We start from the raw sequence: 26,199 nt of genomic DNA, 5'->3' as shown, positions 1-26,199 counted from the left end.
CTGAGTGACGCCGCGCTGCAGGGCAAACTGGCAGAACGCGTTCAGATCCTGCCGATACGCAGCCACCGTCGCCGGGCTGGCATGGCTGGCCAGATGGGCCAGATAGCCCTCTATCGCCTGCGCCAGCGGAGAGTCACTCTCCATGGGATACCGAACCCAGCGGCCCCAGGCGCAGCAACAGCCGAGCAACGATATCCCCCAGATACTCGGTAAACAGCGTATCCATGCTGGCGCGGTAGCACTCGGGGTCGGGGCTGGCGAGCAGCAGATAGCCCAGGGATTCGCCTGCGGAGAGCCGCGTAATCGCACAAGAGCCCGCCTTGCGCGGGGGCTTGGCATGGGGCAGCAGGCACTTCCAGTCGCTGACGCTGAGCTTGGCGCAGCGGCTGGTGCGACCATCCAGCAACGCCGCCAGGCGAGCACCGGCGTGCTGGTCCAGCACATGCCGGGGCGCTTGCGGCGGCGCGGGCTCTGCGTCACTCAAGGAGGCCGGGCACCACAGCGCCATGGCGGGCGTCTGGAAACGCTCGCTCAATTGGGTCGCCAGCGCTTGCGCCAAGGCATCGCGGTCTTCTGCTTCTACCAGGCTGAGCAGCGTTTCGCGCAGGCGGCGGTACTGGGCCTCGTTATGGCGGGCGGTTTCCAGCAGGTGCTCCAGGCGGCCCTCCGCCGTTTCGGCCCGCTGGCGCAGGTCGATGACCAGCCGTTCGAGCAGCGACACCGCTCCCTCGATATGCGGATGCGGGACTTTCAGCTGTTGCAGCAGCCCCTCACGACCGATGAAAAAATCGGGATGGCGGGCCAACCAGAACGCGACCTGGTCCGGGTCCAGCGTTTTACGCGGCTCAGGGGCTTGAGACATCGCCGTTCTCCTCGAATCAGTTGAGTGATACCCGACCGTCGAACACTCGGGTAGCGGGCCCCACCATGACCAGCGAGGCTTCTGGGCCAGGCCACTCGATACTCAGCTGGCCACCCGGCAGGGAGACCTTGACCGGGCTTTTCAGCAGCCCCTGACGAATGCCACTGGCCACCGCCGCACAGGCCCCGGTCCCGCAGGCCAGCGTTTCACCGCTGCCTCGCTCGAAGACCCGCAGGCGAATCTCGTTGGGCGACACGACCTGCATGAAGCCCACGTTGACGCGCTTGGGAAAGCGAGGATGCGACTCCAGCAGCGGACCCAGCCGTTCGACGGGCGCACGCTCGACATCCTCGACCTGGAGCACGGCATGGGGGTTGCCCATGGAAACCACTCCAAGGGAGAGCGTTTCACCGTCTACCTCCACCTCGTGAAGAGGCTGGTCGCCGGTGGCTTCGAAGGGCAGCGTGGCCGGATTGAAGCGCGGCGCGCCCATGTCCACCCGCACCATGCCATCGTGCTGGACGTTGAGTACCAGCGGGCCGCCAGCGGTCTCCACGCGAATTTCGTGCTTGTGGGTCAGGCGCTGGTCACGCACGAAGCGGGCAAAGCAGCGCGCTCCGTTACCGCAGTTTTCCACCTCGCTACCGTCGGCGTTGTAGATACGATAACGAAAGTCCATGTCCGGGTCGCGCGGGGGTTCGACGATCAGCAGTTGATCAAAACCGATACCAAAGCGCCGATCCGCCAACTGGCGGATCTGCTCGTCGCGCAGGCGGGCACGCTGGGTGACCAGATCGATCACCATGAAGTCGTTGCCCAGCCCGTGCATCTTGGTGAAGTGCAGCAGCATCAGCGCGCCCCTTCCGGCAGCAGCGCTTCGCCCGCCCACAGGCTCTCCAGACTTTCCCGCGCACGCACCACGTGGTAGCGGTCACCGTCCACCATCACTTCCGGCGGGCGTGGGCGGCTGTTGTAGTTCGAGGCCATCACGAAACCGTAAGCGCCCGCAGAGCGCACCGCCAGCAGGTCGCCTTCGGCAATCGCCAGTTCCCGCTCCTTGCCCAGGAAGTCGCCGGTTTCACACACCGGGCCGACCACGTCGTAGGTGGCCGGCTCACGGGGCGTGCGGGTATCCACCGGCACGATGGCCTGCCACGCCTGATACAGCGCCGGGCGAATCAGGTCGTTCATGGCCGCATCGACGATGGCAAAGTTCTTGGTTTCACCAGGCTTCAGGAACTCCACCCGGGTGAGCATCAGGCCCGCGTTGGCCGCAATGGAGCGGCCCGGCTCGAACAGCAGCGTCAGGGTCTCGCCGCCTTCCCAGCGGGAGAGGCGCGCCAGCAGCTGGCTGGCGTAGTCGAAGGGCTGGGGCGGCTTCTCGTCGCGGTAAGGCACGCCCAGACCACCTCCCAGGTCCAGTTGGTCGATCTCGATACCCTGCTCGCGCAGGCGCTCCATCAGCAGCAGCAGGCGCTCCAGGGCATCCAGGAACGGGGCGGTTTCGGTCAGCTGTGAGCCGATGTGGCAATCCAGACCGGTCACGCGCAAATGGGGCAGGCTGGCAGCCAGTTGATACACGTCCAGCGCATCATCGACGGGAATGCCGAACTTGTTGTCCTTCAAGCCGGTAGAGATGTACGGGTGGGTACCCGCATCGACATCCGGATTGACGCGCAGCGAGACCGGGGCGATTTTCCCCAGCTCACCCGCCACGGCGTTCAGGCGCTCCAGCTCCGGGCGCGACTCGACGTTGAAGCACTTGATCCCGACTTCAAGGGCCCGAGCCATTTCATGGGGCTGCTTGGCCACGCCGGAGAACACCACCCTGGCGGGGTCGCCTCCCGCCTTGAGCACCCGCTCCAGCTCACCCACCGAGACGATATCGAACCCGGCCCCCAGACGTGCCAGCAGGCCCAGTACCGCCAGGTTGGAATTGGCTTTCACCGCATAGCAGATCAGGTGCGGATGGCCGCCCAGCGCTTCGGTGTAGGCCCGGAAGTGGCGCTCCAGAGTGGCTTTGGAGTAGACGTAACAGGGCGTGCCCAGCTCGGCGGCCAGCGTCGTCAGCGGCACGTCTTCGGCATAGAGCACGCCATCGCGATAGTTAAAGTGATCCATTACCCCTCCTGCTCGGCGGCCGAATCGGATGTGTCGTCAGGCAAGTAGAGCGGCCCTTTCTGGCCGCAGCCCACCAGCAGCAGCGCCACCAGCAGCAGCGCGCCGAAGGCACTGGCAGCGCGCATCATGAGGCACCCTGAAGCGCTTTCAGCGCGTCACGGGCACGGCTGGCGGCGGCACGCACCTGGTCCGGTGCCGTGCCGCCAATGTGATTACGCGCCGCCACCGAGCCCTCCAGTGTCAGCACCTCGAAAACGTCCTGCTCGATGATCGCGGAGAACTGCTGCAGCTCTTCCAGCGTCATTTCCGAGAGGTCTTTCTTGCTCTTCAGGCCGTAGGCCACGGAGAGGCCGACGATTTCGTGAGCATCACGGAAAGCCACGCCCTTGCGCACCAGATAGTCGGCCAGGTCGGTGGCAGTCGAGAATCCACGCCGCGCAGCCTCGTACATGCTGTCTTTCTTCGGCTCGATGGCGGGCACCATGTCGGCAAAGGCTTTCAGGCAGTCGCGCACGGTATCGACGGCATCGAACAGCGGCTCCTTGTCTTCCTGGTTATCCTTGTTGTAGGCCAGTGGCTGGGACTTCATCAGCGTCAACAGCGCCATCAGGTGGCCATACACGCGGCCTGTCTTGCCACGCACCAGCTCGGGTACGTCGGGGTTTTTCTTCTGCGGCATGATCGAGGAGCCGGTGCAGAAGCGGTCAGGCAGGTCGATGAAATTGAACTGCGCGCTGGTCCACAGCACCAGCTCTTCGCTCATGCGCGAGAGGTGCATCAGCAGGATACTGGCGAAGCTGGTGAATTCGATGGCAAAGTCGCGATCCGACACGGCATCCAGTGAGTTTTCCGATGGGCGCTCGAAGCCCAGCAGCTCGGCGGTCACGTGGCGGTCGATGGGGTAGGTGGTGCCCGCCAACGCTGCCGAACCCAGCGGCATCACGTTGACCCGCTTGCGGCAATCCAGCAGGCGCTCGTGATCGCGGGCCAGCATTTCCTGCCAGGCCAGCAGGTGGTGGCCGAAAGTGACCGGCTGTGCCGTCTGCAGGTGGGTAAAGCCAGGCATGATGGTATCGGCTTCCCGCTCGGCCAGCGTGATCATGCCATCGCGCAGCCTTGTCAGTTCGGCCTCGATCACATCGATTTCATCACGCATGAACAGGCGAATATCGGTGGCCACCTGGTCGTTGCGCGAACGGCCAGTGTGCAGCTTCTTGCCAGTGATGCCGATCTTGTCGGTCAGCCGCGCTTCGATGTTCATGTGCACGTCTTCCAACGGCACCGACCACTGGAACTCGCCGCGCTCGATCTCGCCCTGAATCTCGGTCAGGCCATTGATGATGGCGTCACGCTCGTCCTCGGTGAGCACGCCCACCCGCGCCAGCATGGTGGCGTGGGCAATCGAGCCCTGAATATCCTGGCGCGCCAAGCGCTGGTCGAAATTCACAGACGCAGTGAAGCGTGCGACAAAGGCATCGGTAGGCTCGCTGAAGCGGCCGCCCCAGGACTGATTCGTAGCTTGGCTCATCGGTGATATATCCTGCTGACAAAACTAAAGGAGTCGTTACCGGAAAGTGTACCAGAGTCACCCCGCCGAGCGGCATGCCGTTTTATCACTCTGCTCAGTGTGCTCGGCAGCCCTCACCTTCACGGCCGTTCAGCAAGGGCGCCCAGGAAGCCAAGCGGCGTACGCAAGAAGTCTTTCAGCGCCACCAGGCTCATCGGGCGGGCGAAGTAGTAGCCCTGAAAATGGTCGCACTGGAGCTGGCGGAGGTAGGCAAACTGTTCGGCCGTTTCCACCCCCTCGACCAGCACTTCAAGGCCGAGCTTGTCGGCCATGGTCACCACCCCCTCGACGATAGCGGCGTCGCGGGTATCGTTGGCCACATCACGTATGAAGGAGTGATCCACCTTCAGCTTGTTGATCGGCAAGCGCTTGAGGTAACTGAGGCTGGAGAACCCGGTACCAAAGTCATCCAGCGCAATGTGTACGCCCAGCCGCCGAATGGCGCTCAATGCCTGGATGGTGGTTTCGGCGCTATCCATCAACACCCCTTCGGTCAGTTCCACCTCCAGCAACCCCGGCGGCAAGCCACTGTCGGCCAGCACCTGCTCTAGCGAATTGAGAAACCCCGGGCGCTGAAACTGCATCGGCGAGACGTTGATGGCCACGGTAATGGGAGTGTCGCTCAGTGCGTTTAGCTCAAGCGCATCACGGCACGCAGTGGCCAGCACCCACTCGCTGATCGGGATGATCTGCCCGGTATCCTCGGCCAGGCTGATGAACTGGGTAGGCGGGATATTGCCCCGCACCGGGTGATGCCAGCGAATCAACGCCTCGACCCCAGCCACTCGCCCACGGTGATCGATTTGCGGCTGGTAGTGGAGCTCGAACTGGCGCTGCTCGATGGCTTGCTGCAGTGCATGACGCAGATTGACGCGCTCGGTCACCTTGCGGTTCAGTTCGTCGGTGTACCACTGGAAGGTGTTGCGCCCCCGCCGCTTCGCCTTGTACATGGCGAGGTCGGCTTGCTGAATGAGCTGGCGCGGCTCCTTGATGGTGCCGTCGTCGGTGGCAATGCCAATGCTGGCGGTCATGCGCAGCTCGCTGCCGCGATACCAATAAGGTGCCGACACCCGGGCAAGAAGCCGCTCGACCACCTGCAACACATCGTGCTCATGGGCGAGGTCCGGCAACAGCACGTTGAATTCGTCGCCGCCAAAGCGCGCCACGGTATCCCAGGGCCGCAGCTCTCCCTCCAGCCGCTTGGCCACTTCCAACAGCATGAAGTCGCCCACTTCGTGACCCAGAGTGTCGTTGATGGGCTTGAAATCATCGAGGTCGATAAACAGTACGGCCAAATAACGGTGATAACGCTTGGCCAGCAGGCACCCCTGGGCCAGCCGCTGATCCAGCAGCAGCCGGTTGGGCAGCCCTGTCAACGCATCATGGTTGGCGTTATGACTCAGCTGGGCCTGATACTCGCGCTGGGCGGTAATGTCGTTTTGAGCGCCGATGAAATGGGTCACCACGCCGTCGTCGTCACGCACGGGGGAAATGTACAGATCGTTCCAGAATGGCGCGCCGTTGCGGCGATAGTTGCGGATCACCACGTGCACGTCCCGCTGCTCCTGGATGCCCTTGCGTAACAGTGCCAGCGTTGCCGAATCCGTCTCTTCGCCCTGCAGGAAGCGACCGTTGCGCCCCAGCGCCGCGTCACGAGAGTACCCGGTGATACGTTCGAAAGCGCTATTCACGTAGACCATCGGCAGGTCCGGCTGCTGCGCATCGACGATCACCACACCGTTGGTGCTGGACTCCACGCTGCGCTCCAGCAGGGTCAACTGGCGTTCGGTAGCCTTGCGCTGGGTAATATCCCGAGCAATGACGTAGATCACCCGATCGCCGGTAGAGGCGGTGACTTCGATCCACACCCGGCGCCCATCGGCGGTCAGTGCACACACCGAAAAGGCGTCGAGCTTGTCGCCACGACACAGCCGCGCCAGGGCCTCCTCGATGGCCGGGTGGTCTCGGGGCTCCACCACGACGCCGCAGGGCTTGCCCAGTAACGACGCCGCCTCATAGCCCAGCAAGGTCTCGAAGCGTGGGTTGACGCTGAGCAGCTTGCCCGCAAAGTCGATGCAGCAGAACAAGTCTTGGGAAAGCAGGAAGAACTGGTCTAACTTGCCTTGCGGTTCATCAACGGACATGGGCATTCCAGGCAGGGTTGGGCGCATCTCGTGCGAGTCTTGAATGTACCGGTTATTTTTACTATGTGGCCGGGTGCTTTATGATGAGAATTATCACAGTTCGACGCGCCGTGTCAGCGGCAAAGGGAGTTTAACGTGTTACCCATCACGAAATTGCGCATCGCCACGCGAAAAAGCCAGTTGGCCATGTGGCAAGCCGAGTATGTTCGCGACCGTCTGATGGCGGCCCACGATGGTCTGGAGGTCGAGCTTGTTCCGCTGTCCACCAAAGGCGACAAGATCCTCGACACGCCGCTTTCCAAAATCGGCGGTAAAGGATTATTCGTCAAGGAGCTCGAAGACGCCATGCTGGATGGCCGCGCCGATATCGCCGTGCACTCCATGAAGGACGTGCCGATGTACTTCCCTGAAGGGCTGGGGCTGTCGGTTATTCTGGAAGGCGCCGACCCAACCGATGCGTTTGTCTCGAACCACTACGCCAGCGTCGAGGAACTGCCGGAAGGCGCTCGCATTGGTACCGCCAGCCTGCGCCGGGGCCTGCAGCTTCGTGAAGCGCGCCCAGACCTGCAGATTCTCAACCTGCGCGGCAACGTACAAACTCGTCTGGCCAAGCTGGACGACGGCGAGTTCGAAGCCATCATCCTGGCAACCTCAGGCCTGCAGCGCCTGGGGCTGGACGCCCGGATCGCCCAGGCGCTTCCACCGGAAGTATGCTTGCCAGCCTGCGGCCAAGGGGCGCTGGGCATCGAATGCCGCCTGCACGATCCCGACCTGATTGCACTGCTGGCCCCGCTGGATGACCCGGACACCGCCACCCGCGTGCGCGCCGAGCGCGCCATGAATACCCGCCTGGAAGGCGGCTGCCAGGTGCCCATCGCAGGCCACGCCGTACTGGACAAGTCCAATGACACGCTCTGGCTGCGCGGCCTGGTAGGCAACCCGGAAGGCACCGAGGTACTGCGTGCCGAAGGCCGAGGCTCCATTCACGAACCGGAAGCACTGGGCATTCGCATCGCCGAAGAGCTGCTGGATCAGGGGGCTGGTGACATCCTGGCCGAGGTCTACGGCAGCAACGTATGACGCTACCGGTGCTGATTTGTCGCCCCGGTGAACGCGGCGACGCCTTGACCTACGCGCTAGGCAAGCAGGGGTGGGAGGTTGCACCTCTGGACGTCATGCGCCTGGAAGCACTGGCGGAAGATGCGACGCAGCGTCAAATCTGGCTGGATATCGATCAGTACCATAAGATAGTAGTCGTCAGTCCCTTTGCCGCTTACTGTTTGAGTGAAGCGCTGGATCGCTACTGGCCGCAGTTGCCAATCGGCATCGATTATTACAGCGTGGGCCGCAGTACTGCCAGTGCACTGCATGACCAGCTTGGCGTACGAGTGCGTGTTCCCCCGCCCCAGTGGGGGGAAGACACCAGCGAAGCACTCCTGTCGTTGGCCTCGCTGGCCCGCCTGGACCATCAGCGGGTGCTGCTGGTCGCTGGAGAAGGCGGACGCACCCTGCTCGCGGACACGCTGACCGAGCGGGGCGCCTGCGTCACTCGGCTGGCCGTTTATCGGCGCGTATACCAGCCGCCCTCGGCGGCCATGCAGCAGTGTCTGGCAAACGGCCATTACCGAGCGTTAATCGTCACCAGCGGCGAACTACTTGAATATCTGGCAAAATGGTGCGGTCCAGCTGCGTTGAACCAACCGCTAATCGTTTCCAGTCGCCGTTTAGCTACACTGGCCGGTAGACTGGGTTTTTGTGACCTCAAGGTGGCGTCGGGAGCAACGCCGGCTGCGCTAGTGGCCGCGTTGGATCAGTCCTGCAACCCCTAGGGTGCCGATGTCGATCAAGGAACTTAATAAGGGCTAGCGACAGATGAGCAAACAACCAACTGATCAGGAAGGCGTCAACCAGGCGTCTACCGATGCATCCAAGGGCAGCACCCCTGCTGGTGACGCCACCGCGCCCCGAGACTCGGGCACCCACGGCTCTTCGTCTTATGCCGCCAAGAACAGCCGTTCACGGCGGCGGCATAAAAACACCAGCAATACGGCAGCGACCCCTGCGGCAACCGCAGCGGCCGACACCCCGAAAGAGAGCGTCACAGATACCAAACCCACCGCCAAACCGGCAGATGAAAAGCCTGCAAAGCACAGCAGGCCTGCTCCAGCAGGCGGCGGCGCGAAGCCCACGCCACCACCCTCCAACAACGGTGGCGGAAACGGCAAGAGTGGCGGCATTGCCATTGCGCTGGTGGTTATCCTGGCACTCGCCCTGGGTATCGTTGCCTGGCAAGGCTGGCAGCGCCTGGATAGCCAGCAGCAGCGCATCGACGAGCTGGCCCAACAGACCCAGAACAGCGCCACACAAGCCTCGGTCAGCGACCTGGAAGCACGTTTAGAGTCCGGTGAGGCCGAGCGCAGTCAGGCGCTGGAAAGCACCATGAGCGAACTGCGCAGCGAGCTGGACAGCTACCGCAGCGACGTCAACAGCACTTTGGATGAGGTGCTGGCCCAACTGTCACAAGAGCAGGAAACCGACGAACGCGACTGGCTACACGCCGAAGCCGCCTACCTGCTGCGTCTGGCGAACCAGCGTCTGCAGCTCGAAGGCGATGTGGATGGTGCCGCGGCCCTGCTGCGCACTGCCGACGCTCGCCTGGTCGATGCCGACAACCCGGCACTCACCTCGGTGCGCCGAGAAATCGCCAGCGAGCTGGCCGCTCTGGATGCCGTGCCCCGTGTCGACCGTACCGGTATCTACCTGGCGCTCAACGCGCAGCAGGAGCGCATTGCAGGCCTGCGGCTCTCCCAAGAGATCGAAGAGCGCGCCGTAACATCAGGAATCGAGCAGCCGCCGACCGGCACTTTCCAGCGCCAGCTGGCTCGTTTCGGTGAAGAGCTGAAAGACCTCGTGGTCATTCGTCATCACGATGAAGCCCTCGAAACGCTGATCACACCGGAACAAGAGTCCTATCTGCGTCAAAGCCTGCGTCTGGTGCTGGAGCAGTCGCAGCTGGCCCTGCTGCAAGAAGAGCAGGAACTGTATGAAGCCAGCCTCGACAAGGCGCTGGAACTGCTGAATGGCTACTACGCCACCGAGCGCGAAGAAACCCAGAGCGTCATCGCGCGTCTGCAGGAGCTCAAGCAGGTTCAGGTCAAGCCCGAGCTGCCGGACATCAGTGCTTCCCAGCAGGCACTGGCCAGCTTCATCGAAAACCGCTTCGAGTCGCGCCGCCAGGGCGGAGGTGATGCATGAGAAAACTTATCCTGCTGATCATTGCAGGCCTGGCGGTTGGCGCACTGCTCGGGCACCTGATGATGTCAGTGCCCGGCTACTGGCTGATTCGAGTGGGCGACACCTCGGTCCAGACGTCGTTCTGGTTCGGTCTGGTACTGCTGCTGGCGGCCTTCATCGTGCTGCACTTCATGCTGCGCCTGCTGACCGGTATCATTCGTCCCGTGGGGCGCTTTCGCACCTGGAATAGCCGCGCCCGCAACCGCCGCGCCATGAAGCGCACCGTACATGGGCTGGTGGCGCTCACCGAAGGCCGCTGGAAAAAAGCCGAGAAGACCTTGGTGCGTGCTGCCGATGACTCCAGTACCCCGCTGGTGAACTACCTGGCAGCCGCCCTGGCAGCCCACTATCAGGGCTACCACGAGAAATCTCAGGAGCACTTGAATCAGGCGCAACTCACCACCGACGGCGCCGACACCGCCATTGGCCTGATGCAGGCCCAGCTGATGATCGACCGCCAACAGCCCGAAGAAGCGCTGGCGATCCTCAACCGACTGGACAAGCAGCTCTCCAACCATCCTCAAGTGCTGAAACTGCTCAAGCAGGTGCATTTGAGCGTCAACGACTGGGAAGGGCTGCGTCGCCTCATTCCACGGCTGGCCGCGCAGAAGCTGATTACCCAGCAAGAGCGCGAGCAGCTGGAGTACAAGGCCTACCGGGAGCTGATTCTGTTCGAAGCCAAGAACCCGTCCAATATCGAGCGTGTGCGCGGGCTATGGGCCGACATGCCCGACTATCTACGGGCCAACACCGAGCTGATCGTGCTCTACACCGAAGCCCTGCTGCAATCCAACGAAGAACCGATTGCCGAGCGGCTGCTCAATCACTCCCTGGACCATCATTGGGATGCGCGTCTGGTCAAGCGCTATGGCCTGCTGAACGTCGATGCCGCGCGCCAGCTGGCCAAGGCACAGAAATGGCTGCAAGAGCGCCCCAACGACCCGGAACTGCTGCTGGCCTGCGGCCGCCTGTCGCTGCGGGTTGGCCAGTGGGAAAAGGCGTTGGAGTATTTCGAGGCCAGCCAGCGCCAGCGGCCGAACGGTGAGGTCTGTGCCGAGCTTGCACGCTTGTATGCCAGCCTGGGCGAGCACAACAAGAGCCAGCTCTACTACCGGCACAGCGTGGACATGCTGGCCAAGTCGCTGCCTTCACTGCCACAGCCCAGCGATGCCAGTGACAACACGCAAAGCGATAAGAAAGCGGCGAAAAAGACGGCATAACCGCCTTCTGTAACGCAAAAAGGGTGCCCACGAGCACTAATGCCAGTCAGTTAAGAGTTTCATCAATGAGCTGACAATGCGATATTCCGGTATCAGTGATTCTCTGATACCGGATTTTTATGCATTTTAGTCAGGCCATTGATGCCATCACTCGCGTTTCACCTGAACACTTCTCCAGCCTCGCGGATGTTCTCTCCCCCGAGCTGATTGACGAATGCCTAGCGCACGCCGGTGTAGCCACCTTGCGTAAGCGCCGTTTACCGCTTGAGATGGTGGTCTGGTCGATTGTCGGCATGGCCTTGTTCCGGCACATCCCGATGGGGCAAGTCGTTCATCAGCTTGATATTGTCTTACCCGGCCAACGTCCTTTCGTGGCACCCAGCGCCGTTGTCCAAGCACGTCAACGCCTCGGGGTAGAGGCTGTCAAACGTGTGTTCGAGCAAACGCAGGACCTGTGGCACGAACAAACCCCTCACCCTCATTGGTGTGGTCTCAGGCTGCTAGGCGTAGACGGAGTGGTATGGCGAACGCCTGACAACCAAGCGGCTTTTACACGTACGCGTAACGCCTACCGAGAAGCGAGCTACCCGCAGGTGCGGATGGTGTGTCAAATGGAGCTGACGAGCCACCTAATCACGGGCGCCGCGTTTGACAGCATCTCGACGGGCGAAGTGGCGTTAACGACAGACCTGATCGCCAGTACACCTGACCACTCACTGACGTTATTTGACCGTGGGTTTTATTCGCTGGGTCTGCTGCATGCGTGGCAGCAAGCAGGCGAACAGCGCCACTGGATGATCCCGTTACGGAAGGGAGCGCAGTATGAAGAGATCTACTCGCTGGGACGTCAGGATCGACTGGTTCGTCTGACGACATCCCATATCAATCACGTTGCCCTTAACAGCAAACTCGCGGAATTCCCGAAAAAATTTAACCATACCCCACCTATCCTTACCAAGCCAATGAAACGCCAAGGGCTAAGTTGCCCTGAGAGAAGAATGGGCCAAGGTTAAAAGGGCGGCAAGAGCTAACGGTACAAGGGAGTTATATTATTGATGGGAGGCAGCCATCACTGCCTCTAATGCCGCTTTATATCCCTGCACGCCTAAGCCCGCAATCACGCCGTCTGCCCGTAGCGAGACATAGGAGTGGTGGCGAAACGACTCGCGCTTATGCACGTTAGAGAGATGAACTTCGATGACCTTGCCGTCAAAGGCGTTCAACGCATCGAGAATCGCTACCGAGGTATGAGTATAGGCCGCCGGATTGATAATGATGGCCTGCGTGCCATCTACCCTCGCTGCGTGAATGGCGTCGATGAGCGCACCTTCATGGTTACTTTGCAGGCAGCTGATCTCCCAGCCTGCCATTACCGCTTTTTCGCGCAGCATGTTATTCACGTCGTCTAACGTTTCGTACCCGTATATTTCGGGCTGGCGAGTGCCCAGCAAATTTAGGTTGGGGCCATGAAGCACCACTACTTTTCCCTGACTCATTCTCTTTTCCACCCAGCACGTTGGCGTATGAATTAACGATACTGCCTGTTCTATCACTTAACCCGCGCACTGCGCCAGCGCCCGTTCAAGCGAGGCGTGCTGGCGCTGGGTAAAAAGCCGCTACTGCTCGGCGTAGACACCGCTTTCTAGCTCTAAATGCGCAGCCCAGGAAACGATATCAGACATGCCTAACGTGGCGGCACCTATATGGGGGCTCATATCCGGCAGCTCGTGGGCGATGCCTTTGTGGCAATCGATACAGGTCGACTCACCCGAAGCAAGGTTGGTGGAGTGGGCACGGGCGGCACGCGTGCTTTGCTGGGTAAAATCCATCGAGTCGAATTCGTGGCAGTTGCGGCACTCAAGCGAGTCATTGGCCTGGAGCCGCGCCCATTCACGCTCGGCAAGCTCGCGGCGCTTTGCCTCGAACTGCTCTTCGGTGCGTATCGTGCCAAATACCCAGCCCCACACCTCTTTAGAAGCCTCCATTTTACGCGCTACTTTGTGCGTCCAGCCATGAGGAACGTGGCAATCCGAGCACGTCGCCCGCACCCCAGAGCGATTGGTGTAGTGAATGGTGGTTTTGAGCTCCTGCATCGGGTTGCGCTCCATTTCATGGCAGGAGGTGCAAAACTGCTCGGTGTTGGTTACTTCCATGGCCGTGTTAAAACCGCCCCAGAAGATAATGCCGGCGATAAAACCGCCTAGGGTTAAAAACCCTAGGCTGTAGTGAACACTCGGGCGGCTTAAAATACGCCAGTAGCGGGTGAAAAAGCGTTTCATTGCCCACCCTCCTGGCGCTCACGTAGCGCCTCGGTCATTACCTCTTCCACGGACTGAAAGCGATTGGGAACCAGCGGTTCGGCATCGGTTTTAGGCACGTGGCACTGGGTGCAGAAGTAACGGTCCGGCGATACGGCGGCCAACACCTGCTTATGGCGATCCATAAAGTGGGTAATGCTCACCATCGGCGCGCCCGCGCTGACGGCCTGTTCACGGCTATGGCAGTTTAAGCACTGGTTAACGCGCATATCGACTTGATAATCGCGAATTGAGTGCGGAATCACCGGCGGTTGCTCTGGGTAATTGCGCACTTCACGGCCGCTATCACGCGGCTCGCCGGCGATAGGCGCTGCGGGCTGGGTCTGGCTAATGGTGCCACCAGGGCGCAAGCCATCCGGAGCCGAGGCATCGCGTGTTTCATCTGCACTGACCGTGCTTCCCAGCAAAGCCATGAATAAACAGAGAGGAAAAAGCCATTTCATGATTGTTCTCCTTAGTCTGTTTACGCCAGATTGACGAGATCAAGGCGCACCGCGCACTTCTTGAAATCGGTCTGTTTGGAAATGGGATCAGTTGCATCCAGCGTGACCTTATTGATCAAGTAGGAGGCATCAAAAAAGGGCACGTACACCAAGCCGCGGGGCGGTTTAACCCGCCCTCGGGTTTCTACCCGCAGGTTCACATCGCCACGCCGGCTGGCCACTTTAACCTCGCTTCCCCGCCGGAACCCTTCGGCTCGGGCATCTTCTGGGTGCATATACAACAGCGCGGCAGGCACTGCCCGGTGCAGTTCCGGCACGCGGCGGGTCATGGAGCCGGTGTGCCAATGCTCCAACACGCGCCCGGTGCAGAGCCAATAAGGGAAGTCGGCGTCAGGGGCCTCGGGGGGTGGCTCGTCCGGTACGGCGAAAATTAACGCGCGATTGTCGGGCTTACCGTAGAACTGCCAGCCGCTACCGGGCTCTACATAGGGATCAAGCCCTTCTCGATAGCGCCATAGGGTTTCCTTGCCATCCACCACCGGCCAGCGCTTGCCCCGGCTGGCGTGGTACGCATCAAAGTTATCCAAATCCTTGCCTTTGCCGCGGCCAAAGCGGGCGTACTCTTCAAACAACCCTTTTTGGATATAGAAGCCGAAATCGTCTGCCTCGGCGTTGGCGTAGCCCTCTTCCATGTCGGAGGTGGGGAACTGATCAACCTGGCCATTGGCGAACAGTAAATCAAACAGGGTTTTGTCGCGCATCTCTGGGGCGGCTGCCAACAACTCCTCGGGCCATACGTCTGCCACGCGGATGCGCTGGGAGAGCGCCACGGTCTGCCATAAATCCGAGCGCGCCTCGCCGGGGGCATTGACCAACTGATGGAAAAACTGAGTGCGCCGCTCGGAGTTACCAAAGGCGCCCTCCTTTTCTACCCAGGACGCCGCAGGCAAAATCAGATCCGCCGACTGTGCTGAAACGGTGGGGTAGATGTCGGAGACCACCACAAAGGCTTCGGGGTTGCGCCAACCAGGCAAAATCTCCTGCATAACGTTGGGCCCGGCCTGCATATTGTTGGTCACCTGGGTCCAGTAGACCTTAATGTCACCGTCCTTGAGGCGGCGACTTTGGGCTACCGCATCAAAGCCCACCCACGAAGGGATAGTGCCCTCAGGGAGTTTCCAGATCTCCTCCGCATCACGGCGATGCTCGGGGTTGGTGACCACGCGGTCGGCAGGCAGGCGGTGGGCGAAGGTACCCACTTCCCGCGCCGTGCCGCAGGCAGAAGGCTGCCCGGTGAGCGAGAAAGGACTGTTACCCGGCTCGGAAATTTTGCCGGTCAGCAGGTGGAGGTTATAAATCAGGTTATTAACCCACACCCCGCGGGTATGCTGATTAACCCCCATGGTCCAGAAGGTCATCACCTTTTTATCGGGGTCGGCATACAGTTCTGCCAGCGCCTCAAGATGGTTTTCAGAGACGCCGGATTCCCGCGCTGCCCGCTCTAAGGTGTAGGGCGCGACATAGTCCGCGAACGCTTCAAAGCTCATGTCCGTCCAGCTGTTGGCATCATCGGCGTTCTCCGCTGCCTGTTGCAGCGGGTGCTCGTCGCGCAGGCCGTAGCCGATGTCATCAGCACCCCGGGCAAAGTTGACATGCTTATCAACAAATGACTGGTTTACCCGGCCGGTCTGAATAATATGGTTGGCGATGTAGTTAAGGATCACGATATCCGCATGAGGCGACATGACCATGGGTATATCGGCCAACTCAAAGCTGCGATGCTCGAAGGTCGACAGCACGGCGACCTTTGTGTCTGGGAAGGAAAGCCGCCGGTCGGTCACGCGGGTCCAGAGCACCGGGTGCATCTCAGCCATGTTAGAGCCCCACAGCACAAAGGCATCTGCATGTTCAATATCGTCGTACACGCCCATGGGCTCATCCGAGCCGAAGGTGCGCATAAAGCCGAATACCGCCGAGGCCATACAGTGGCGGGCGTTGGGGTCGATATTGTTTGAGCGCAGCCCCGCTTTAAATAGCTTACTGGCCGCGTAGCCTTCCCAGATGGTCCACTGACCGGAACCAAACAGCGCAATGCTCTCCGGGCCATGTTCACGAATGGCGCTGGTAAATTTTTCTGCCATGAGGTCGAGCGCCTCATCCCATGAGACCGGCTCAAAGTCACCATCTTTAGCATATTGACCGTTGCGCTTACGCAGTAGCGGCTGGGTTAAGCGATCCTCCCCATAGAGAATTTTGGAAAGAAAATAGCCTTTAACACAGTTAAGCCCCCGGTTCACTTCGGACTGGTTATCACCGTGAGTCGCCACGATTTGGCCGTTATAGGTGCCAACCATGACGCTACAGCCGACACCGCAAAAACGGCAAGGTGCTTTATCCCACTGCAAGCGGTTCAGATCAGCATGGGTAATTAGATTGCTGGCGCCGGCGGGAATCGACATCCCCGCCGTAGCAGCGGCCACCGCTGCGGCGTTCGCCTTTACAAACTCTCGGCGTGTTAGTTTCATTGCTCCCCCTCCTGTACGTGCGGCTCATCCGCTGACAGAGCATCAACGACTTCGTGATAAACAAAGGCGGCGTCAATGACCCCAGGCTGCTCGCGTACGTGATCCATTAAAGCCAATAGTTGTTGTTCGTCAGTATGTTCGGCGACGACCACGAGCTTTCCGGCCGCGTCTTCGCCCCTTACTTCCCCAACGGTATTTTGGGTAATCCACGCCGTCGTCTGTGTCAGCGCGTCGGGCCGCACATGAACGATAAAGCTAATAATGTGCAGCAGTTGATCAGACATAAGCGGTATCTTTTTCTTTTGTTAATAGTGAAATCGCCTGATTAGGGCAGGCGGAGTAGCAAGCACCACAGCCGGTGCAGCTTTCTAAGTGGATCTCAGGTTGCGGTGGCCGACCACCGGGGCGCAGCGGAAAGCGAATTACGTTCCACTCGCAGGCGTCCTGGCAGCTTTGGCAATGGATACTCGCCAGTGCCAAGCAGTGCGGCTGAACTTCAGCTTGCCAAGCAAAGGCTTCGCTAACGCTACCGCCGCGCTCTATCGCCTGTGGCGCGCATACCGTTGCGCAGTCACCGCACAGTGAGCAGCCCGCTTGGGCAAAGCTAAGCTCGGGATAGCCACCGCCACCGCGGCTCAAAATGCCTTCCGGGCACGCATCAATACAGGCGTTGCAGCCGGTGCACAGGTCGAGAAAGGAAGCTCTGCTCCAGGGCGGCCGACGCACATCATCACGCCCTGACAAGCGGCGAAAAAGATTGCGCCGATTATTATTGTTATCCGTGCGCGTCATGAGCATTCCTGCGTTAAAAGAATGTTAACCACTTTATTTAGCAGCGGTTAACACCTTTAAAGTGATCAGATAGAAGCTTGTGACACTGCTATAGCGGCGGGCCAGGGGGGCCTGCAAACATTTGATACATCCACACCAAAAAGCCATAGCCCCCCACCACCGCTACGGCCAAAATGGGAAAGAGCAACACGACAATAAACAGAAAAAGCCCTCGTTCTTGACGCTTGAGGGGCGCTTCCTCTTCTATTATTGGATGAGATTTTTTTGACATAGATAACTCCACAGGGGAAGAACACACCGCTGTAGATGTGTATTAAAATAGTTATATTTAGAGCGTAGCAACTAAGCCTGATTTGTCACTTGATCTAGATCAATTTTTCCAAGTTCGCCACTAAGTTCCTAATATAAAGTTTTCTTGCAATATCCATGCCAGGATTTCTGACACGGACAGAACCATGAAAAAACGCTTCATTGCCCCTCTCACTGAACCTGAACAACAGACGCTGACCTCTGCTTATCAAGATGGTGAGAAGCGCGCCTTACGTCGTCGTGCTCATGCCATCCTGTTAAGCCATCAAGGCCATACCATCAATCAAATCAGCGAGATACTGCAGGTTCGTCGCGATGCCGTATCACGATGGCTCAAGCAATGGGAAGCGTCGGGCCTTGATGGTCTAATCGATAAGCCGCGCAGTGGTCGAACGCCTGCCTTGGATGACAATGACCATCAGCGACTGCAGGAGCTGGTCGCAGAACAGCCCCATCAGCTCCGCTCCTTGCACGCCCGCTTTCAGGAGGAGGAGACGGGGAAAAAGGTCAGCATGGTGACGCTCCGCAGGGCGCTTAAAAAAAATAGGCTCAGCTTCAAGCGTATTCGGCATTCATTGAAGGCACGCCGTGACGAAACTGATTTTCGCAACACTCAGGGCCTCCTCAAGGCGCTTCACCAGCGGGAAGACCAGGGCGAACATGAGCTCTATTACTTTGATGAATCAGGCTTTTCACAATCATCGTCGGTGCCATACGCATGGAGCCCCATTGGTAAACCCTGCGAAGTGCCCGCCTACTCACATAGCCGAAGGCTGAACGTATTGGGATTTCTCAGCCGAGCAGAGAAGCTGATCTATCACACCGCCATCGAGTCCGTGACCACCGATACGGTCATCGACGCGTTTGACCATTTTGTAGCCCAGAAAGACCCCGACACCTTCGCCGTGGTGGTGCTCGACAATGCCAGCATGCATCGTTCCAAGGCCTTCAGGCGGAAAATACTCGAGTGGATGTCGCATCGTGTTCATCTGGTCTACTTATCGGCTTACTCGCCGGAGCTGAATCTGGTTGAGATTCTGTGGCGGCAGATGAAGTATGCATGGCTGCCGCTGAGTGCGTATCTTTCGTTTGATAACCTCTGTGATGAGGTACACCGGCTACTCGATGGCTATGGCACTGAATGCGCGATTAATTTTGAATAGGCATTTATATTGTTTGGTACTAACTTAATACCCACGAAGGCCTTCCTTATGCAGATTCACCCCTCATGACGCTTCCGCTTTATGTTGGCTTGCCCATGTGGGCCAATCAGGATTGGCAGGGTGGCCTCTACCCACGCCAGGCCAAAACCGACCTGCTGAGCGACTACGCAGCAGTGTTTTCCAGCGTCGAGGGCAATACGACGTTTTACAGCGGTGCACCCAAATCCGACACCATCGCTGCTTGGGCCCGCCAAGCCCCAGCGCACTTTCGCTTCTGCTTCAAACTGCCGGCGAGCGTGACACATGACCAGCGCCTCGGCAGTTTAGCGTCTGCCTGGGAGTTTATAGAGGCACTGACGCCACTCCATGACCGGCTTGGTCCAACCATGGTCCAACTACCGCGTGATTTCGGCCCCTCAGAGTTACCTAAACTCGAAGCATTGCTCGCCCACTGGCCAGCGCATCTGCCCTGCGCCGTGGAGGTTCGCCACCCTGTTTTTTTCCACAAGGGTGACGCGGAGAGAGCCTTGAACCGCCTGTTGATAACTTATTCGGTCAACCGAGTCATGCTGGATGTGCGCCCGCTCTTCTCTACGCCACACGAGGGGCACACTGGACTGGCCCACGCCCAGCAGGAGAAGCCGAAACTCCCGCTACACGTGCTTTCCACTGGTCAGCAGCCCATCATTCGCTTCATTGGACATATTGACAAAGCGATCAACACACGCTACTTCACGCCCTGGATAGAACAGCTCACCCTGTGGATAAAACAGGGGAAAACCCCTTTTTTATTTGTGCATACCGCAGACAACCGTGAGTCTCCCCAGATGGCTCGCCACCTCTATCGCCTGGTGCAGGCCAAGGCCGCTTTGGCGGACCTGGCACCTTTCGCCGATGAAAAGCAGAGCCAGCTGTTTTAAGCCGCCTTTTTAGGCTGGCTCACTGGCAAGCCTACCCTTGATCGGATAAATTGCGCGTTCTTTCGGAAAAGCACGCTGGCAATCTCTTTTTTCCGAACATCGGCGCAATCTGCCGATATCGACCCATTACAATTGAACTGAAACAGGTGATTTATGGCAAAACTTGCGCATGCACAGTGGTCATCTCGTATGGGCTTTGTGCTGGCCGCGGCGGGCTCCGCCGTTGGCCTGGGCAATATCTGGCGCTTCTCGTACATGGTGGGCGACAGCGGTGGCGCCGCTTTCGTTCTGGTCTATTTGGCCTGTGTGGCACTGGTCGGCCTGCCCATTCTGGTCGCCGAGTGGATGATTGGCCGTCGCGGTCAGAAGAACCCCATCAATACCATGGCCGAACTGGCCGCCAATCATGGCCGCTCGAAAGCGTGGGCACTGGTCGGCGTCAGCGGCGTCCTGGCTGCCTTTCTGATTCTCTCGTTCTACAGCGTCATCGGCGGCTGGTCGTTGAACTATACGCTGGGTTCGGTGCTCGGCAGCTTCAATGACCAGGACGCTGACAGCATTGGCGCCATCTTCAGCGGCATGTTGGGCAGCCCTACCGCCCTGCTGCTGTGGCATACGGCCTTCATGGTGTTGGTCGTTGGGATCGTCGCACGCGGGGTCACCAAAGGCCTGGAAAGCGCGGCACGCACCCTGATGCCTGCCCTGGTGGTCCTGATGCTGGTGCTGGTGGGTTACGGCATGACCAGCGGCTACTTTGGTGAGGCCCTGAGCTTCATGTTCAGCCCCGATTGGGATGCGCTGGATGGCGGTGTCGTACTGGCGGCCATGGGCCAGGCGTTCTTCACGCTGTCGCTGGGCATGGGGATCATGATGGCCTACGGCTCGTACCTGGGCGAAGACGTCAACCTGATCAGCACCGCGCGAACGGTCATCCTGCTGGATACCGCCATCGCCCTGCTGGCGGGCCTGGCCATCTTCCCCATCGTCTTTGCCAACGGCCTGAGTGCCGGCGAAGGCCCCGGCCTGATCTTTGTCACCCTGCCCCTGGCGTTTGGCAACATGACCGGCGGCACCATTCTGGGCCTGATGTTCTTCCTGCTGCTGACCTTTGCCGCCCTGACGTCGGCCATTTCACTGCTGGAACCGGTGGTGGAAACTCTGGAAGAGCGCACGTCGATGCCACGCATCGTGGCCACATTGGTGAGCGGAGTGGCGGTATGGGCACTGGGTGTCGCGGCGCTGCTGTCGTTCAACGTATGGGCAGACGTGCTGTTCTTTGGGCTGAACATCTTCGACCTGCTGGATACCTTCACCAGCAAGATCCTGCTGCCATTGACCGGCTTGGGCGCGATCGTATTCTTCGCCTTCTGCCTGGATAAAGAAGAAGCGCGCAAGGAACTGAGGCTGGATGTCTACGACTACAGCCTGTGGAACCTGCTGGCCAAATACGTCGCCCCCATCGGGGTCACGGTGGTTTTCCTGGCAGGCCTGTTCTAACTCGCCGCTGGGTCGGCAAGCTTACCCAATAGAGAGGGCGTTACCGTGGCGTAACGCTTTCTCGCCTTCCTTCACCAGCCTCTTCTTCGGCTGGCTAGTGCAGTTCGCTCTCTTGCGGGTCGTCATCGTCTGGCAAGGGAGCGATATCCCGTGACAGCTTCTGGAATTCCCGGTGCAGCTCGATGCCCCGACGCGCTCTCAGGCTACGTTGGGCGGCGCTGCGCCGACGTTGGGCATGCTCATCGACCTCCATACTCATGAATATGTCGAGCAATTCGCTTTTTACCGAGGTCATTCGTTCGACGTTTCTCATAATCGACGCTCCTCCAGGTGAGTTGCCTACGTCCACCTGCATCCGTGACGACTGATTTTTAAATGATGCAGTGCGGCACGTCACTTCTTACTATAACCTACTTGACAAAATGATGACGATTCTTGAAGAAATGGGTTAACGCCTTTTAAACGGCAGTACTCTCATGAAGGACGCTGCCCCCGATGCAACACTCAGGCATACTGTGGCCTATTCATGGCCGCACAAGCACGATCAAGAATTTAAGGAGCTGAACGTGAGCCGCGCCCTGTTCGATGAAATGAGACGCCGCATGGAGCATTTCCGTCGCTCCGAACAAAAGGTCGCGCGGTTCGTGCTGCGCAACCCCGATGAAGTCATTCACATGCGCATCGTGGACCTGGCCACCGAAGCAAAGGTGAGCGAGCCCACGGTGGTGCGCTTCTGCCGTGCGCTGGGCTGCAACGGCTTTCAGGATTTCAAGCTGCAGCTGGCCCAGATGCTGGCCAGCGGAAGCCAGTTCGCGCAGTTCTCGATGAACGACAGCGACTCGGTGGCCGAATTCTCCCACAGCATTTTCGACTCCACCGTGGGCACGCTGCTGTCGGTGCGCGACCGGCTCGATAACGATGCGCTGGGCAAGGCCGTCAATGCACTGGCCATGGCCAATCGCGTCGAGTTCTACGGCTTTGGCGCCTCCGGCGCGGTGGCCTTCGATGCCCAGCACAAGTTTTTCCGCCTGCAGATCTCGACCTCTGCCTACGCCGACCCGCACATGCAGAACATGTCGGCGGTGACCCTGCAGGAGGGCGACGTGGTGGTCGCCATCTCGCAGACAGGCCGTACCCGGGCGCTAGTAGCCAGCGTTCGCCTGGCCCGCGAAGCAGGCGCTACCGTGATCGGCCTGTGCCCCAGCGAATCGCCGCTGGCCCAGGAGGTCAGCCTGCCGCTGTTTATCGACGTGCACGAAGACACCGAGATCTACACCCCGCTCAGCTCGCGTATTGCCCACCTGGTGCTGATCGATGTGCTGGCGGTGGGTGTGGCCAAGACCCGGGGCCCCAAGCTGGCCGAGCAGCTGAAAGCGGTGAAGAAGAGCCTGACCACGCTGCGTTACCCGGAAGAGTCCTGAGCAACGGTTCTGAGAAAGAGCCCTGAGCCAGCGTCCTGAAGACACGCTGTATGCACAGCCAGTGTGCTGGCTGTGCTAGACTGGTCGCCCCTTTTTTGAACCGGCAGCGGCTTATATGGACGACGTCACGGCGATACTCGATCATCTCAACCCGGCCCAGCGGGAAGCCGTCAGTGCGCCCCAGGGCAACCTTCTGGTACTGGCCGGCGCCGGTTCCGGCAAAACGCGTGTGCTGGTCCACCGCATTGCCTGGCTGATGCAGGCCGAAGGGCTTTCCCCTTATGCCCTGCTGGCCGTCACGTTTACCAACAAGGCAGCCCGCGAGATGCGCACGCGTCTGGAAGCCTTGCTGGGCATCTCCATGCGCCATGTCTGGGTGGGTACCTTTCACTCGATCTCGCACCGGCTGCTGCGCACCCATTGGCAGGATGCCCGCCTGCCCCAGCACTTTCAGATCATCGACTCCGATGACCAGCTGCGGCTGATCAAGCGGCTGCTGAAAGATTACTCGATTGACGATGAGCGCTTCCCGCCACGCCAGGTGCAGGGGTTCATTTCTGGTTGCAAGGAAGAGGGCCTGCGACCCCATCAGGTGAACGTCAATGGCGATGCGTACCTCGCCCAGATGGTCGAGCTCTACGAGCGCTACCAGTTCACCTGCGAGCGAGGCGGGCTGGTGGATTTCGGTGAGCTGCTGCTGCGCAGCCTGGAGCTGTTGCGCGACAACCCGCCGTTGCTGAACCACTATCGCGAGCGCTTTGGCCATGTGCTGGTGGACGAGTTTCAGGATACCAATACCCTGCAGTACGCCTGGCTCAAGCTGCTCACCGGCCAGCAGACCCCGATGACCGCCGTGGGCGATGACGACCAGTCCATTTACGGCTGGCGGGGCGCCAAGGTCGAGAACATTCGTCGCTTCGAAGAAGAGTTTCCCAACACTCATACCGTGCGCCTGGAGCAGAACTATCGCTCTACCAGCGCGATTCTGGAAGCGGCCAATACGCTGATCAGCCACAACAGCGAGCGTCTCGGCAAGAACCTATGGACCGATGGCGCCGAAGGCGAGCCTATCTCGGTGTATGCGGGGTTCAACGACCTCGAAGAGGCCCGCTATATCGTCGATACCATCAAGGAGAAGGTCAACGAAGGCTTCAACCGCCGGGACGTGGCCATCCTCTACCGTTCCAACGCCCAGTCGCGCCTGCTGGAAGAGACGCTGATTCGCCAGGGCATGCCCTATCGTATCTATGGCGGCCACCGCTTTTATGAGCGGCTGGAAATCAAGAACGCCCTGGCCTACCTGCGCTTGCTGCTCAACCGTGATGACGATGCCTCCCTGGAGCGCGTCATCAATGTGCCCACCCGAGGCATCGGCACGCGCACCGTGGAAATCGTCCGCCATCACGCCCGGGAGCAGAGCGTATCGCTGTGGCAAGCGCTGCACGATGCGATCCAGGACGGCACCTTGAAAGGCCGCGCAGGCAACGCCGTGCAGGCCTTTACCAACCTGATCGAGCAGCTGGACAACGACACCTCGGGGCTGCCGCTCCACGAGATCATCGACCACGTCACGGCACGCACCGGGCTGATCGAGCACCATCAAAGCGAGCGCGGTGAAAAAGGCCAGGCCCGGGTCGAGAACCTGGAAGAGCTGGTCAACGCGGCCCGGGCCTTTACCCATGGCGATGCCTTCGAGACACCGGAAGCCGGAGAAGGCATGGCCGCGCTGGAAGCCTTCCTTTCGGAAGCCGCCCTCAACGCAGGCGACCATGAAGCCGAGGAGTTCGAAGACAGCGTGCAGCTGATGACCCTGCACTCGGCCAAGGGGCTGGAGTTCCCGGTGGTGTTCATTGCCGGGGTGGAAGAGGGGCTGTTTCCCCACAAGATGTCCGTGGAGGAGCCAGGCCGCCTGGAGGAGGAGCGCCGCCTGTGCTACGTGGGCGTGACGCGCGCCATGCAGAAGCTCTACCTGACCCACGCCGAGACTCGCCGCCTGCACGGCAAAGAGGTGTTTCCCCGCCCCTCCCGGTTTCTCCGTGAGCTACCGCCTCATCTGCTGGAAGAAGTGCGTCTGCGCGGCCATGTCTCGCGCCCCGTGACCGCGTCACGGCCCAGCTTTGCCCAATCCAGCATCGAAAGCGACGGCGACCTGCCTGCCCTGCATGTCGGCCAGCGGGTGGGCCACCCGGTGTTCGGCGAAGGCATCATTCTGAACGCCGAAGGCGAAGGCGCTCGGGCGCGGGTTCAGGTGAGCTTTGACGGCGAAGGCGTGAAGTGGCTGGTACTCGGGTTTGCCAAGCTCTCCCCCCTGTAACCCGTTGACCCGCCAGCAGGCGTGGGCACTTGCCCAATAAAACCTGCTTGGCGCATACTGGCAGGCGGACACTGCGCTCACTGCGCTTATAAAAAACTTCCAATAATTTCGGAGTCATGCCCGCCATGCAACGCCGTCAATTCCTGAAAACCGCCGGCCTGGGTGCCGCCGGTGTCGCTGCTGCACCGTTCGTATCGACTGCCAGCGCCAATGAAACCTATACCTGGGACATGGTGACCTCATGGCCCAAGAATTTCCCGGCTCTGGGCACCGGCGCCAATGACTTTGCTCGCCGCGTGGAAGAGCTGTCTAACGGCCGTATGCGTATTCGGGTCCATGGTGCCGGTGAGCTGGTGCCTGCGCTGGAAGTCTTCGATGCCGTCGCCGCCGGCACCGCCGAAATGGGCCACTCCGCCTCTTACTACTGGCGTGGCAAAGTGGCCGCCTCGCAGTTCTTCACGGCAGTGCCGTTTGGTATGAACACCACCGAAATGAACGCCTGGCTGTACCATGGCGGCGGTCAGGAGCTGTGGGACGAGATCTACGCCAACCACAACCTGAAGCCTTTTGCCGTCGGCAACACCGGCACTCAGATGGCGGGCTGGTTCAAGAAAGAGATCAATTCGCTGGCCGACATGCAGGGCATTCGCCTGCGCCTGCCAGGCCTAGCCGGTGAAGCCATGAACGGTATCGGTGTCACCACCGTGAACATGCCAGGCTCCGAAATCTTCACTTCGCTGCAAACCGGTGTTCTGGATGCCGCCGACTGGGTAGGCCCCTACAACGACATGGCCTTCGGCCTGCATCAGGTGGCCGACTACTACTACACGTCGGTATGGAACGAGCCCACGGCGGTACTGGAAGGCACCGTCAACCTGGACGCCTGGAATGCCCTGCCGGAAGACCTGCAGGACGTAATTCGCGAAGCGGCACGTGCCTCCAACCTGGCCATGATCAGCGAGTTCGCCTACCGCAACGCCCAGGCGCTGGAAACGCTGGTCGACGAGCACGGCGTGCAGCTGCGCACTTTCCCGGAAGACGTCATGGCCGCGCTGTACGAGTCCTCCAAGGAAGCCATTCAGCGTCAGGTCGATAGCGACGAAGAGTCGCGCCGCGTATGGGAATCCTACTCTGCCTTCCAGAGCGTACTACGCCCCTTCAGTGATATCGGCGAATACGCCTACCTGAAGAGTCGTGACAACGTAGGGGCGTAATCACCCTACGGACTCAAAAGGGCGCCTCGGCGCCCTTTTTGTTATGACGCCTTTGTTATGACGACGGTGTCATGG

24 protein-coding genes and 1 pseudogene are annotated in these 26,199 nt (G+C 60.0%); 11 read left to right on the top strand and 14 right to left on the bottom strand.

The features are described 5' to 3' along the window. Positions 1 to 133 precede the first annotated feature (133 nt). The 6 genes from B7L71_RS13520 to B7L71_RS13495 form a co-directional block, all read right to left on the bottom strand. Positions 134 to 862 carry a DUF484 family protein gene (locus tag B7L71_RS13520; RefSeq protein WP_081138597.1) on the bottom strand — a complete coding sequence of 243 codons (729 nt, stop codon included), beginning with the start codon at positions 860 to 862 and terminating at the stop codon, positions 134 to 136. 16 nt (positions 863 to 878) lie between these two features. Further along, positions 879 to 1,712, bottom strand: a complete 834-nt coding sequence (gene dapF / locus B7L71_RS13515; RefSeq protein ID WP_081138595.1) for a diaminopimelate epimerase — start codon at positions 1,710 to 1,712, stop codon at positions 879 to 881. Beyond that, entirely contained in the window at positions 1,712 to 2,983 is a 1,272-nt protein-coding gene (gene lysA, locus B7L71_RS13510) for a diaminopimelate decarboxylase (protein ID WP_081138593.1), read from the bottom strand. The genes dapF and lysA overlap by 1 nt, the downstream gene beginning before the upstream one ends. Then, positions 2,983 to 3,108, bottom strand: coding sequence for an LPS translocon maturation chaperone LptM (gene lptM / locus B7L71_RS13505; RefSeq protein ID WP_081138587.1), 126 nt, complete (start codon positions 3,106 to 3,108; stop codon positions 2,983 to 2,985). Before lptM ends, lysA begins: the two co-directional genes overlap by 1 nt. Beyond that, complete coding sequence (gene argH / locus B7L71_RS13500) at positions 3,108 to 4,511, bottom strand: argininosuccinate lyase (protein WP_016915463.1); 1,404 nt, start codon at positions 4,509 to 4,511, stop codon at positions 3,108 to 3,110. Before argH ends, lptM begins: the two co-directional genes overlap by 1 nt. A gap of 119 nt (positions 4,512 to 4,630) precedes the next feature. Further along, positions 4,631 to 6,694, bottom strand: a complete 2,064-nt coding sequence (locus B7L71_RS13495) for a putative bifunctional diguanylate cyclase/phosphodiesterase (RefSeq protein ID WP_081138586.1) — start codon at positions 6,692 to 6,694, stop codon at positions 4,631 to 4,633. A 135-nt stretch (positions 6,695 to 6,829) separates the two neighbouring features. On the opposite strand from B7L71_RS13495, the gene hemC reads away from it, so the two are divergent. From hemC to B7L71_RS13470, 5 genes and pseudogenes are all read left to right on the top strand, one after another. Beyond that, positions 6,830 to 7,774 (top strand): hydroxymethylbilane synthase, encoded by a 945-nt coding sequence (gene hemC, locus B7L71_RS13490; RefSeq protein ID WP_081138584.1) that lies wholly within the window; start codon positions 6,830 to 6,832, stop codon positions 7,772 to 7,774. Then, positions 7,771 to 8,523: a uroporphyrinogen-III synthase gene (locus tag B7L71_RS13485; RefSeq protein WP_081138582.1), complete on the top strand. Its 753-nt coding sequence runs from the start codon at positions 7,771 to 7,773 to the stop codon at positions 8,521 to 8,523. The genes hemC and B7L71_RS13485 overlap by 4 nt, the downstream gene beginning before the upstream one ends. A gap of 43 nt (positions 8,524 to 8,566) precedes the next feature. Beyond that, a complete protein-coding gene (locus B7L71_RS13480) occupies positions 8,567 to 9,949 on the top strand; it encodes a uroporphyrinogen-III C-methyltransferase (RefSeq protein ID WP_081138580.1) in 1,383 nt (460 codons plus the stop codon). Continuing rightward, a complete protein-coding gene (locus tag B7L71_RS13475) occupies positions 9,946 to 11,208 on the top strand; it encodes a heme biosynthesis HemY N-terminal domain-containing protein (protein WP_081138578.1) in 1,263 nt (420 codons plus the stop codon). The genes B7L71_RS13480 and B7L71_RS13475 overlap by 4 nt, the downstream gene beginning before the upstream one ends. A gap of 119 nt (positions 11,209 to 11,327) precedes the next feature. Beyond that, positions 11,328 to 12,086: pseudogene (locus tag B7L71_RS13470) on the top strand (IS4 family transposase); the annotation flags it as partial. A gap of 171 nt (positions 12,087 to 12,257) precedes the next feature. Here B7L71_RS13470 and aroQ read toward each other — a convergent pair. The 7 genes from aroQ to napE form a co-directional block, all read right to left on the bottom strand. After that, a complete protein-coding gene (aroQ, locus tag B7L71_RS13465) occupies positions 12,258 to 12,704 on the bottom strand; it encodes a type II 3-dehydroquinate dehydratase (protein WP_081138574.1) in 447 nt (148 codons plus the stop codon). A 120-nt stretch (positions 12,705 to 12,824) separates the two neighbouring features. Further along, positions 12,825 to 13,487, bottom strand: coding sequence for a NapC/NirT family cytochrome c (locus tag B7L71_RS13460; RefSeq protein WP_081138572.1), 663 nt, complete (start codon positions 13,485 to 13,487; stop codon positions 12,825 to 12,827). After that, on the bottom strand, positions 13,484 to 13,969 hold the full coding sequence (locus tag B7L71_RS13455) for a nitrate reductase cytochrome c-type subunit (protein ID WP_062359248.1): 486 nt from the start codon (positions 13,967 to 13,969) through the stop codon (positions 13,484 to 13,486). Before B7L71_RS13455 ends, B7L71_RS13460 begins: the two co-directional genes overlap by 4 nt. 20 nt (positions 13,970 to 13,989) lie before the next feature. Next, positions 13,990 to 16,494, bottom strand: coding sequence for a nitrate reductase catalytic subunit NapA (gene napA, locus B7L71_RS13450; RefSeq protein ID WP_081138571.1), 2,505 nt, complete (start codon positions 16,492 to 16,494; stop codon positions 13,990 to 13,992). Beyond that, complete coding sequence (locus B7L71_RS13445) at positions 16,491 to 16,778, bottom strand: chaperone NapD (RefSeq protein WP_081138569.1); 288 nt, start codon at positions 16,776 to 16,778, stop codon at positions 16,491 to 16,493. The genes napA and B7L71_RS13445 overlap by 4 nt, the downstream gene beginning before the upstream one ends. Continuing rightward, positions 16,771 to 17,286 carry a ferredoxin-type protein NapF gene (locus B7L71_RS13440; RefSeq protein ID WP_081138568.1) on the bottom strand — a complete coding sequence of 172 codons (516 nt, stop codon included), beginning with the start codon at positions 17,284 to 17,286 and terminating at the stop codon, positions 16,771 to 16,773. The genes B7L71_RS13445 and B7L71_RS13440 overlap by 8 nt, the downstream gene beginning before the upstream one ends. 88 nt (positions 17,287 to 17,374) lie before the next feature. Beyond that, complete coding sequence (gene napE, locus B7L71_RS13435) at positions 17,375 to 17,557, bottom strand: periplasmic nitrate reductase, NapE protein (protein ID WP_058577687.1); 183 nt, start codon at positions 17,555 to 17,557, stop codon at positions 17,375 to 17,377. Between the two features lie 184 nt (positions 17,558 to 17,741). Between napE and B7L71_RS13430 the strand changes: the two genes are divergently transcribed. The 3 genes from B7L71_RS13430 to B7L71_RS13420 all read left to right on the top strand — a co-directional run bounded on the left by B7L71_RS13430 (position 17,742) and on the right by B7L71_RS13420 (position 21,175). Beyond that, positions 17,742 to 18,758 carry an IS630 family transposase gene (locus tag B7L71_RS13430; protein ID WP_081138566.1) on the top strand — a complete coding sequence of 339 codons (1,017 nt, stop codon included), beginning with the start codon at positions 17,742 to 17,744 and terminating at the stop codon, positions 18,756 to 18,758. A 65-nt stretch (positions 18,759 to 18,823) separates the two neighbouring features. Then, positions 18,824 to 19,678, top strand: coding sequence for a DUF72 domain-containing protein (locus B7L71_RS13425; RefSeq protein ID WP_081138564.1), 855 nt, complete (start codon positions 18,824 to 18,826; stop codon positions 19,676 to 19,678). A gap of 153 nt (positions 19,679 to 19,831) precedes the next feature. Further along, entirely contained in the window at positions 19,832 to 21,175 is a 1,344-nt protein-coding gene (locus B7L71_RS13420; RefSeq protein WP_026001899.1) for a sodium-dependent transporter, read from the top strand. A gap of 94 nt (positions 21,176 to 21,269) precedes the next feature. Here B7L71_RS13420 and B7L71_RS13415 read toward each other — a convergent pair whose 3' ends face one another. After that, positions 21,270 to 21,488 carry a PA3496 family putative envelope integrity protein gene (locus B7L71_RS13415; protein WP_016915471.1) on the bottom strand — a complete coding sequence of 73 codons (219 nt, stop codon included), beginning with the start codon at positions 21,486 to 21,488 and terminating at the stop codon, positions 21,270 to 21,272. Positions 21,489 to 21,741: 253 nt separating this feature from the next. On the opposite strand from B7L71_RS13415, the gene hexR reads away from it, so the two are divergent. From hexR to B7L71_RS13400, 3 genes are all read left to right on the top strand, one after another. Beyond that, positions 21,742 to 22,596, top strand: coding sequence for a transcriptional regulator HexR (gene hexR, locus B7L71_RS13410; protein WP_016915472.1), 855 nt, complete (start codon positions 21,742 to 21,744; stop codon positions 22,594 to 22,596). A gap of 115 nt (positions 22,597 to 22,711) precedes the next feature. Continuing rightward, positions 22,712 to 24,910: a DNA helicase II gene (gene uvrD, locus B7L71_RS13405; RefSeq protein WP_016915473.1), complete on the top strand. Its 2,199-nt coding sequence runs from the start codon at positions 22,712 to 22,714 to the stop codon at positions 24,908 to 24,910. A 125-nt stretch (positions 24,911 to 25,035) separates the two neighbouring features. Next, positions 25,036 to 26,124 (top strand): TRAP transporter substrate-binding protein, encoded by a 1,089-nt coding sequence (locus tag B7L71_RS13400; RefSeq protein ID WP_016915474.1) that lies wholly within the window; start codon positions 25,036 to 25,038, stop codon positions 26,122 to 26,124. The last annotated feature ends 75 nt before the right edge of the window (positions 26,125 to 26,199 follow it).

It is taken from the genome of Halomonas sp. BC2 (assembly GCF_002078115.1).
In the GTDB taxonomy this organism is placed as follows: domain Bacteria; phylum Pseudomonadota; class Gammaproteobacteria; order Pseudomonadales; family Halomonadaceae; genus Vreelandella; species Vreelandella stevensii.
This window is presented reverse-complemented; position numbering and strand designations above follow the sequence as displayed.

Bases quoted from the DNA above. Each gene is read 5' to 3' on its own strand.
- B7L71_RS13460 (WP_081138572.1), bottom strand. From the start codon at position 13,487: ATGAAACGCTTTTTCACCCGCTACTGGCGTATTTTAAGCCGCCCGAGT.
- uvrD (WP_016915473.1), top strand. From the start codon at position 22,712: ATGGACGACGTCACGGCGATACTCGATCATCTCAACCCGGCCCAGCGG.
- B7L71_RS13445 (WP_081138569.1), bottom strand. From the start codon at position 16,778: ATGTCTGATCAACTGCTGCACATTATTAGCTTTATCGTTCATGTGCGG.
- argH (WP_016915463.1), bottom strand. From the start codon at position 4,511: ATGAGCCAAGCTACGAATCAGTCCTGGGGCGGCCGCTTCAGCGAGCCT.
- napE (WP_058577687.1), bottom strand. From the start codon at position 17,557: ATGTCAAAAAAATCTCATCCAATAATAGAAGAGGAAGCGCCCCTCAAG.
- aroQ (WP_081138574.1), bottom strand. From the start codon at position 12,704: ATGAGTCAGGGAAAAGTAGTGGTGCTTCATGGCCCCAACCTAAATTTG.
- B7L71_RS13480 (WP_081138580.1), top strand. From the start codon at position 8,567: ATGAGCAAACAACCAACTGATCAGGAAGGCGTCAACCAGGCGTCTACC.
- B7L71_RS13495 (WP_081138586.1), bottom strand. From the start codon at position 6,694: ATGTCCGTTGATGAACCGCAAGGCAAGTTAGACCAGTTCTTCCTGCTT.
- B7L71_RS13415 (WP_016915471.1), bottom strand. From the start codon at position 21,488: ATGAGAAACGTCGAACGAATGACCTCGGTAAAAAGCGAATTGCTCGAC.
- dapF (WP_081138595.1), bottom strand. From the start codon at position 1,712: ATGCTGCTGCACTTCACCAAGATGCACGGGCTGGGCAACGACTTCATG.
- B7L71_RS13430 (WP_081138566.1), top strand. From the start codon at position 17,742: ATGAAAAAACGCTTCATTGCCCCTCTCACTGAACCTGAACAACAGACG.
- napA (WP_081138571.1), bottom strand. From the start codon at position 16,494: ATGAAACTAACACGCCGAGAGTTTGTAAAGGCGAACGCCGCAGCGGTG.
- B7L71_RS13400 (WP_016915474.1), top strand. From the start codon at position 25,036: ATGCAACGCCGTCAATTCCTGAAAACCGCCGGCCTGGGTGCCGCCGGT.
- B7L71_RS13455 (WP_062359248.1), bottom strand. From the start codon at position 13,969: ATGAAATGGCTTTTTCCTCTCTGTTTATTCATGGCTTTGCTGGGAAGC.
- B7L71_RS13475 (WP_081138578.1), top strand. From the start codon at position 9,946: ATGAGAAAACTTATCCTGCTGATCATTGCAGGCCTGGCGGTTGGCGCA.
- B7L71_RS13520 (WP_081138597.1), bottom strand. From the start codon at position 862: ATGTCTCAAGCCCCTGAGCCGCGTAAAACGCTGGACCCGGACCAGGTC.
- B7L71_RS13420 (WP_026001899.1), top strand. From the start codon at position 19,832: ATGGCAAAACTTGCGCATGCACAGTGGTCATCTCGTATGGGCTTTGTG.
- lptM (WP_081138587.1), bottom strand. From the start codon at position 3,108: ATGCGCGCTGCCAGTGCCTTCGGCGCGCTGCTGCTGGTGGCGCTGCTG.
- lysA (WP_081138593.1), bottom strand. From the start codon at position 2,983: ATGGATCACTTTAACTATCGCGATGGCGTGCTCTATGCCGAAGACGTG.
- B7L71_RS13440 (WP_081138568.1), bottom strand. From the start codon at position 17,286: ATGACGCGCACGGATAACAATAATAATCGGCGCAATCTTTTTCGCCGC.
- B7L71_RS13485 (WP_081138582.1), top strand. From the start codon at position 7,771: ATGACGCTACCGGTGCTGATTTGTCGCCCCGGTGAACGCGGCGACGCC.
- B7L71_RS13425 (WP_081138564.1), top strand. From the start codon at position 18,824: ATGACGCTTCCGCTTTATGTTGGCTTGCCCATGTGGGCCAATCAGGAT.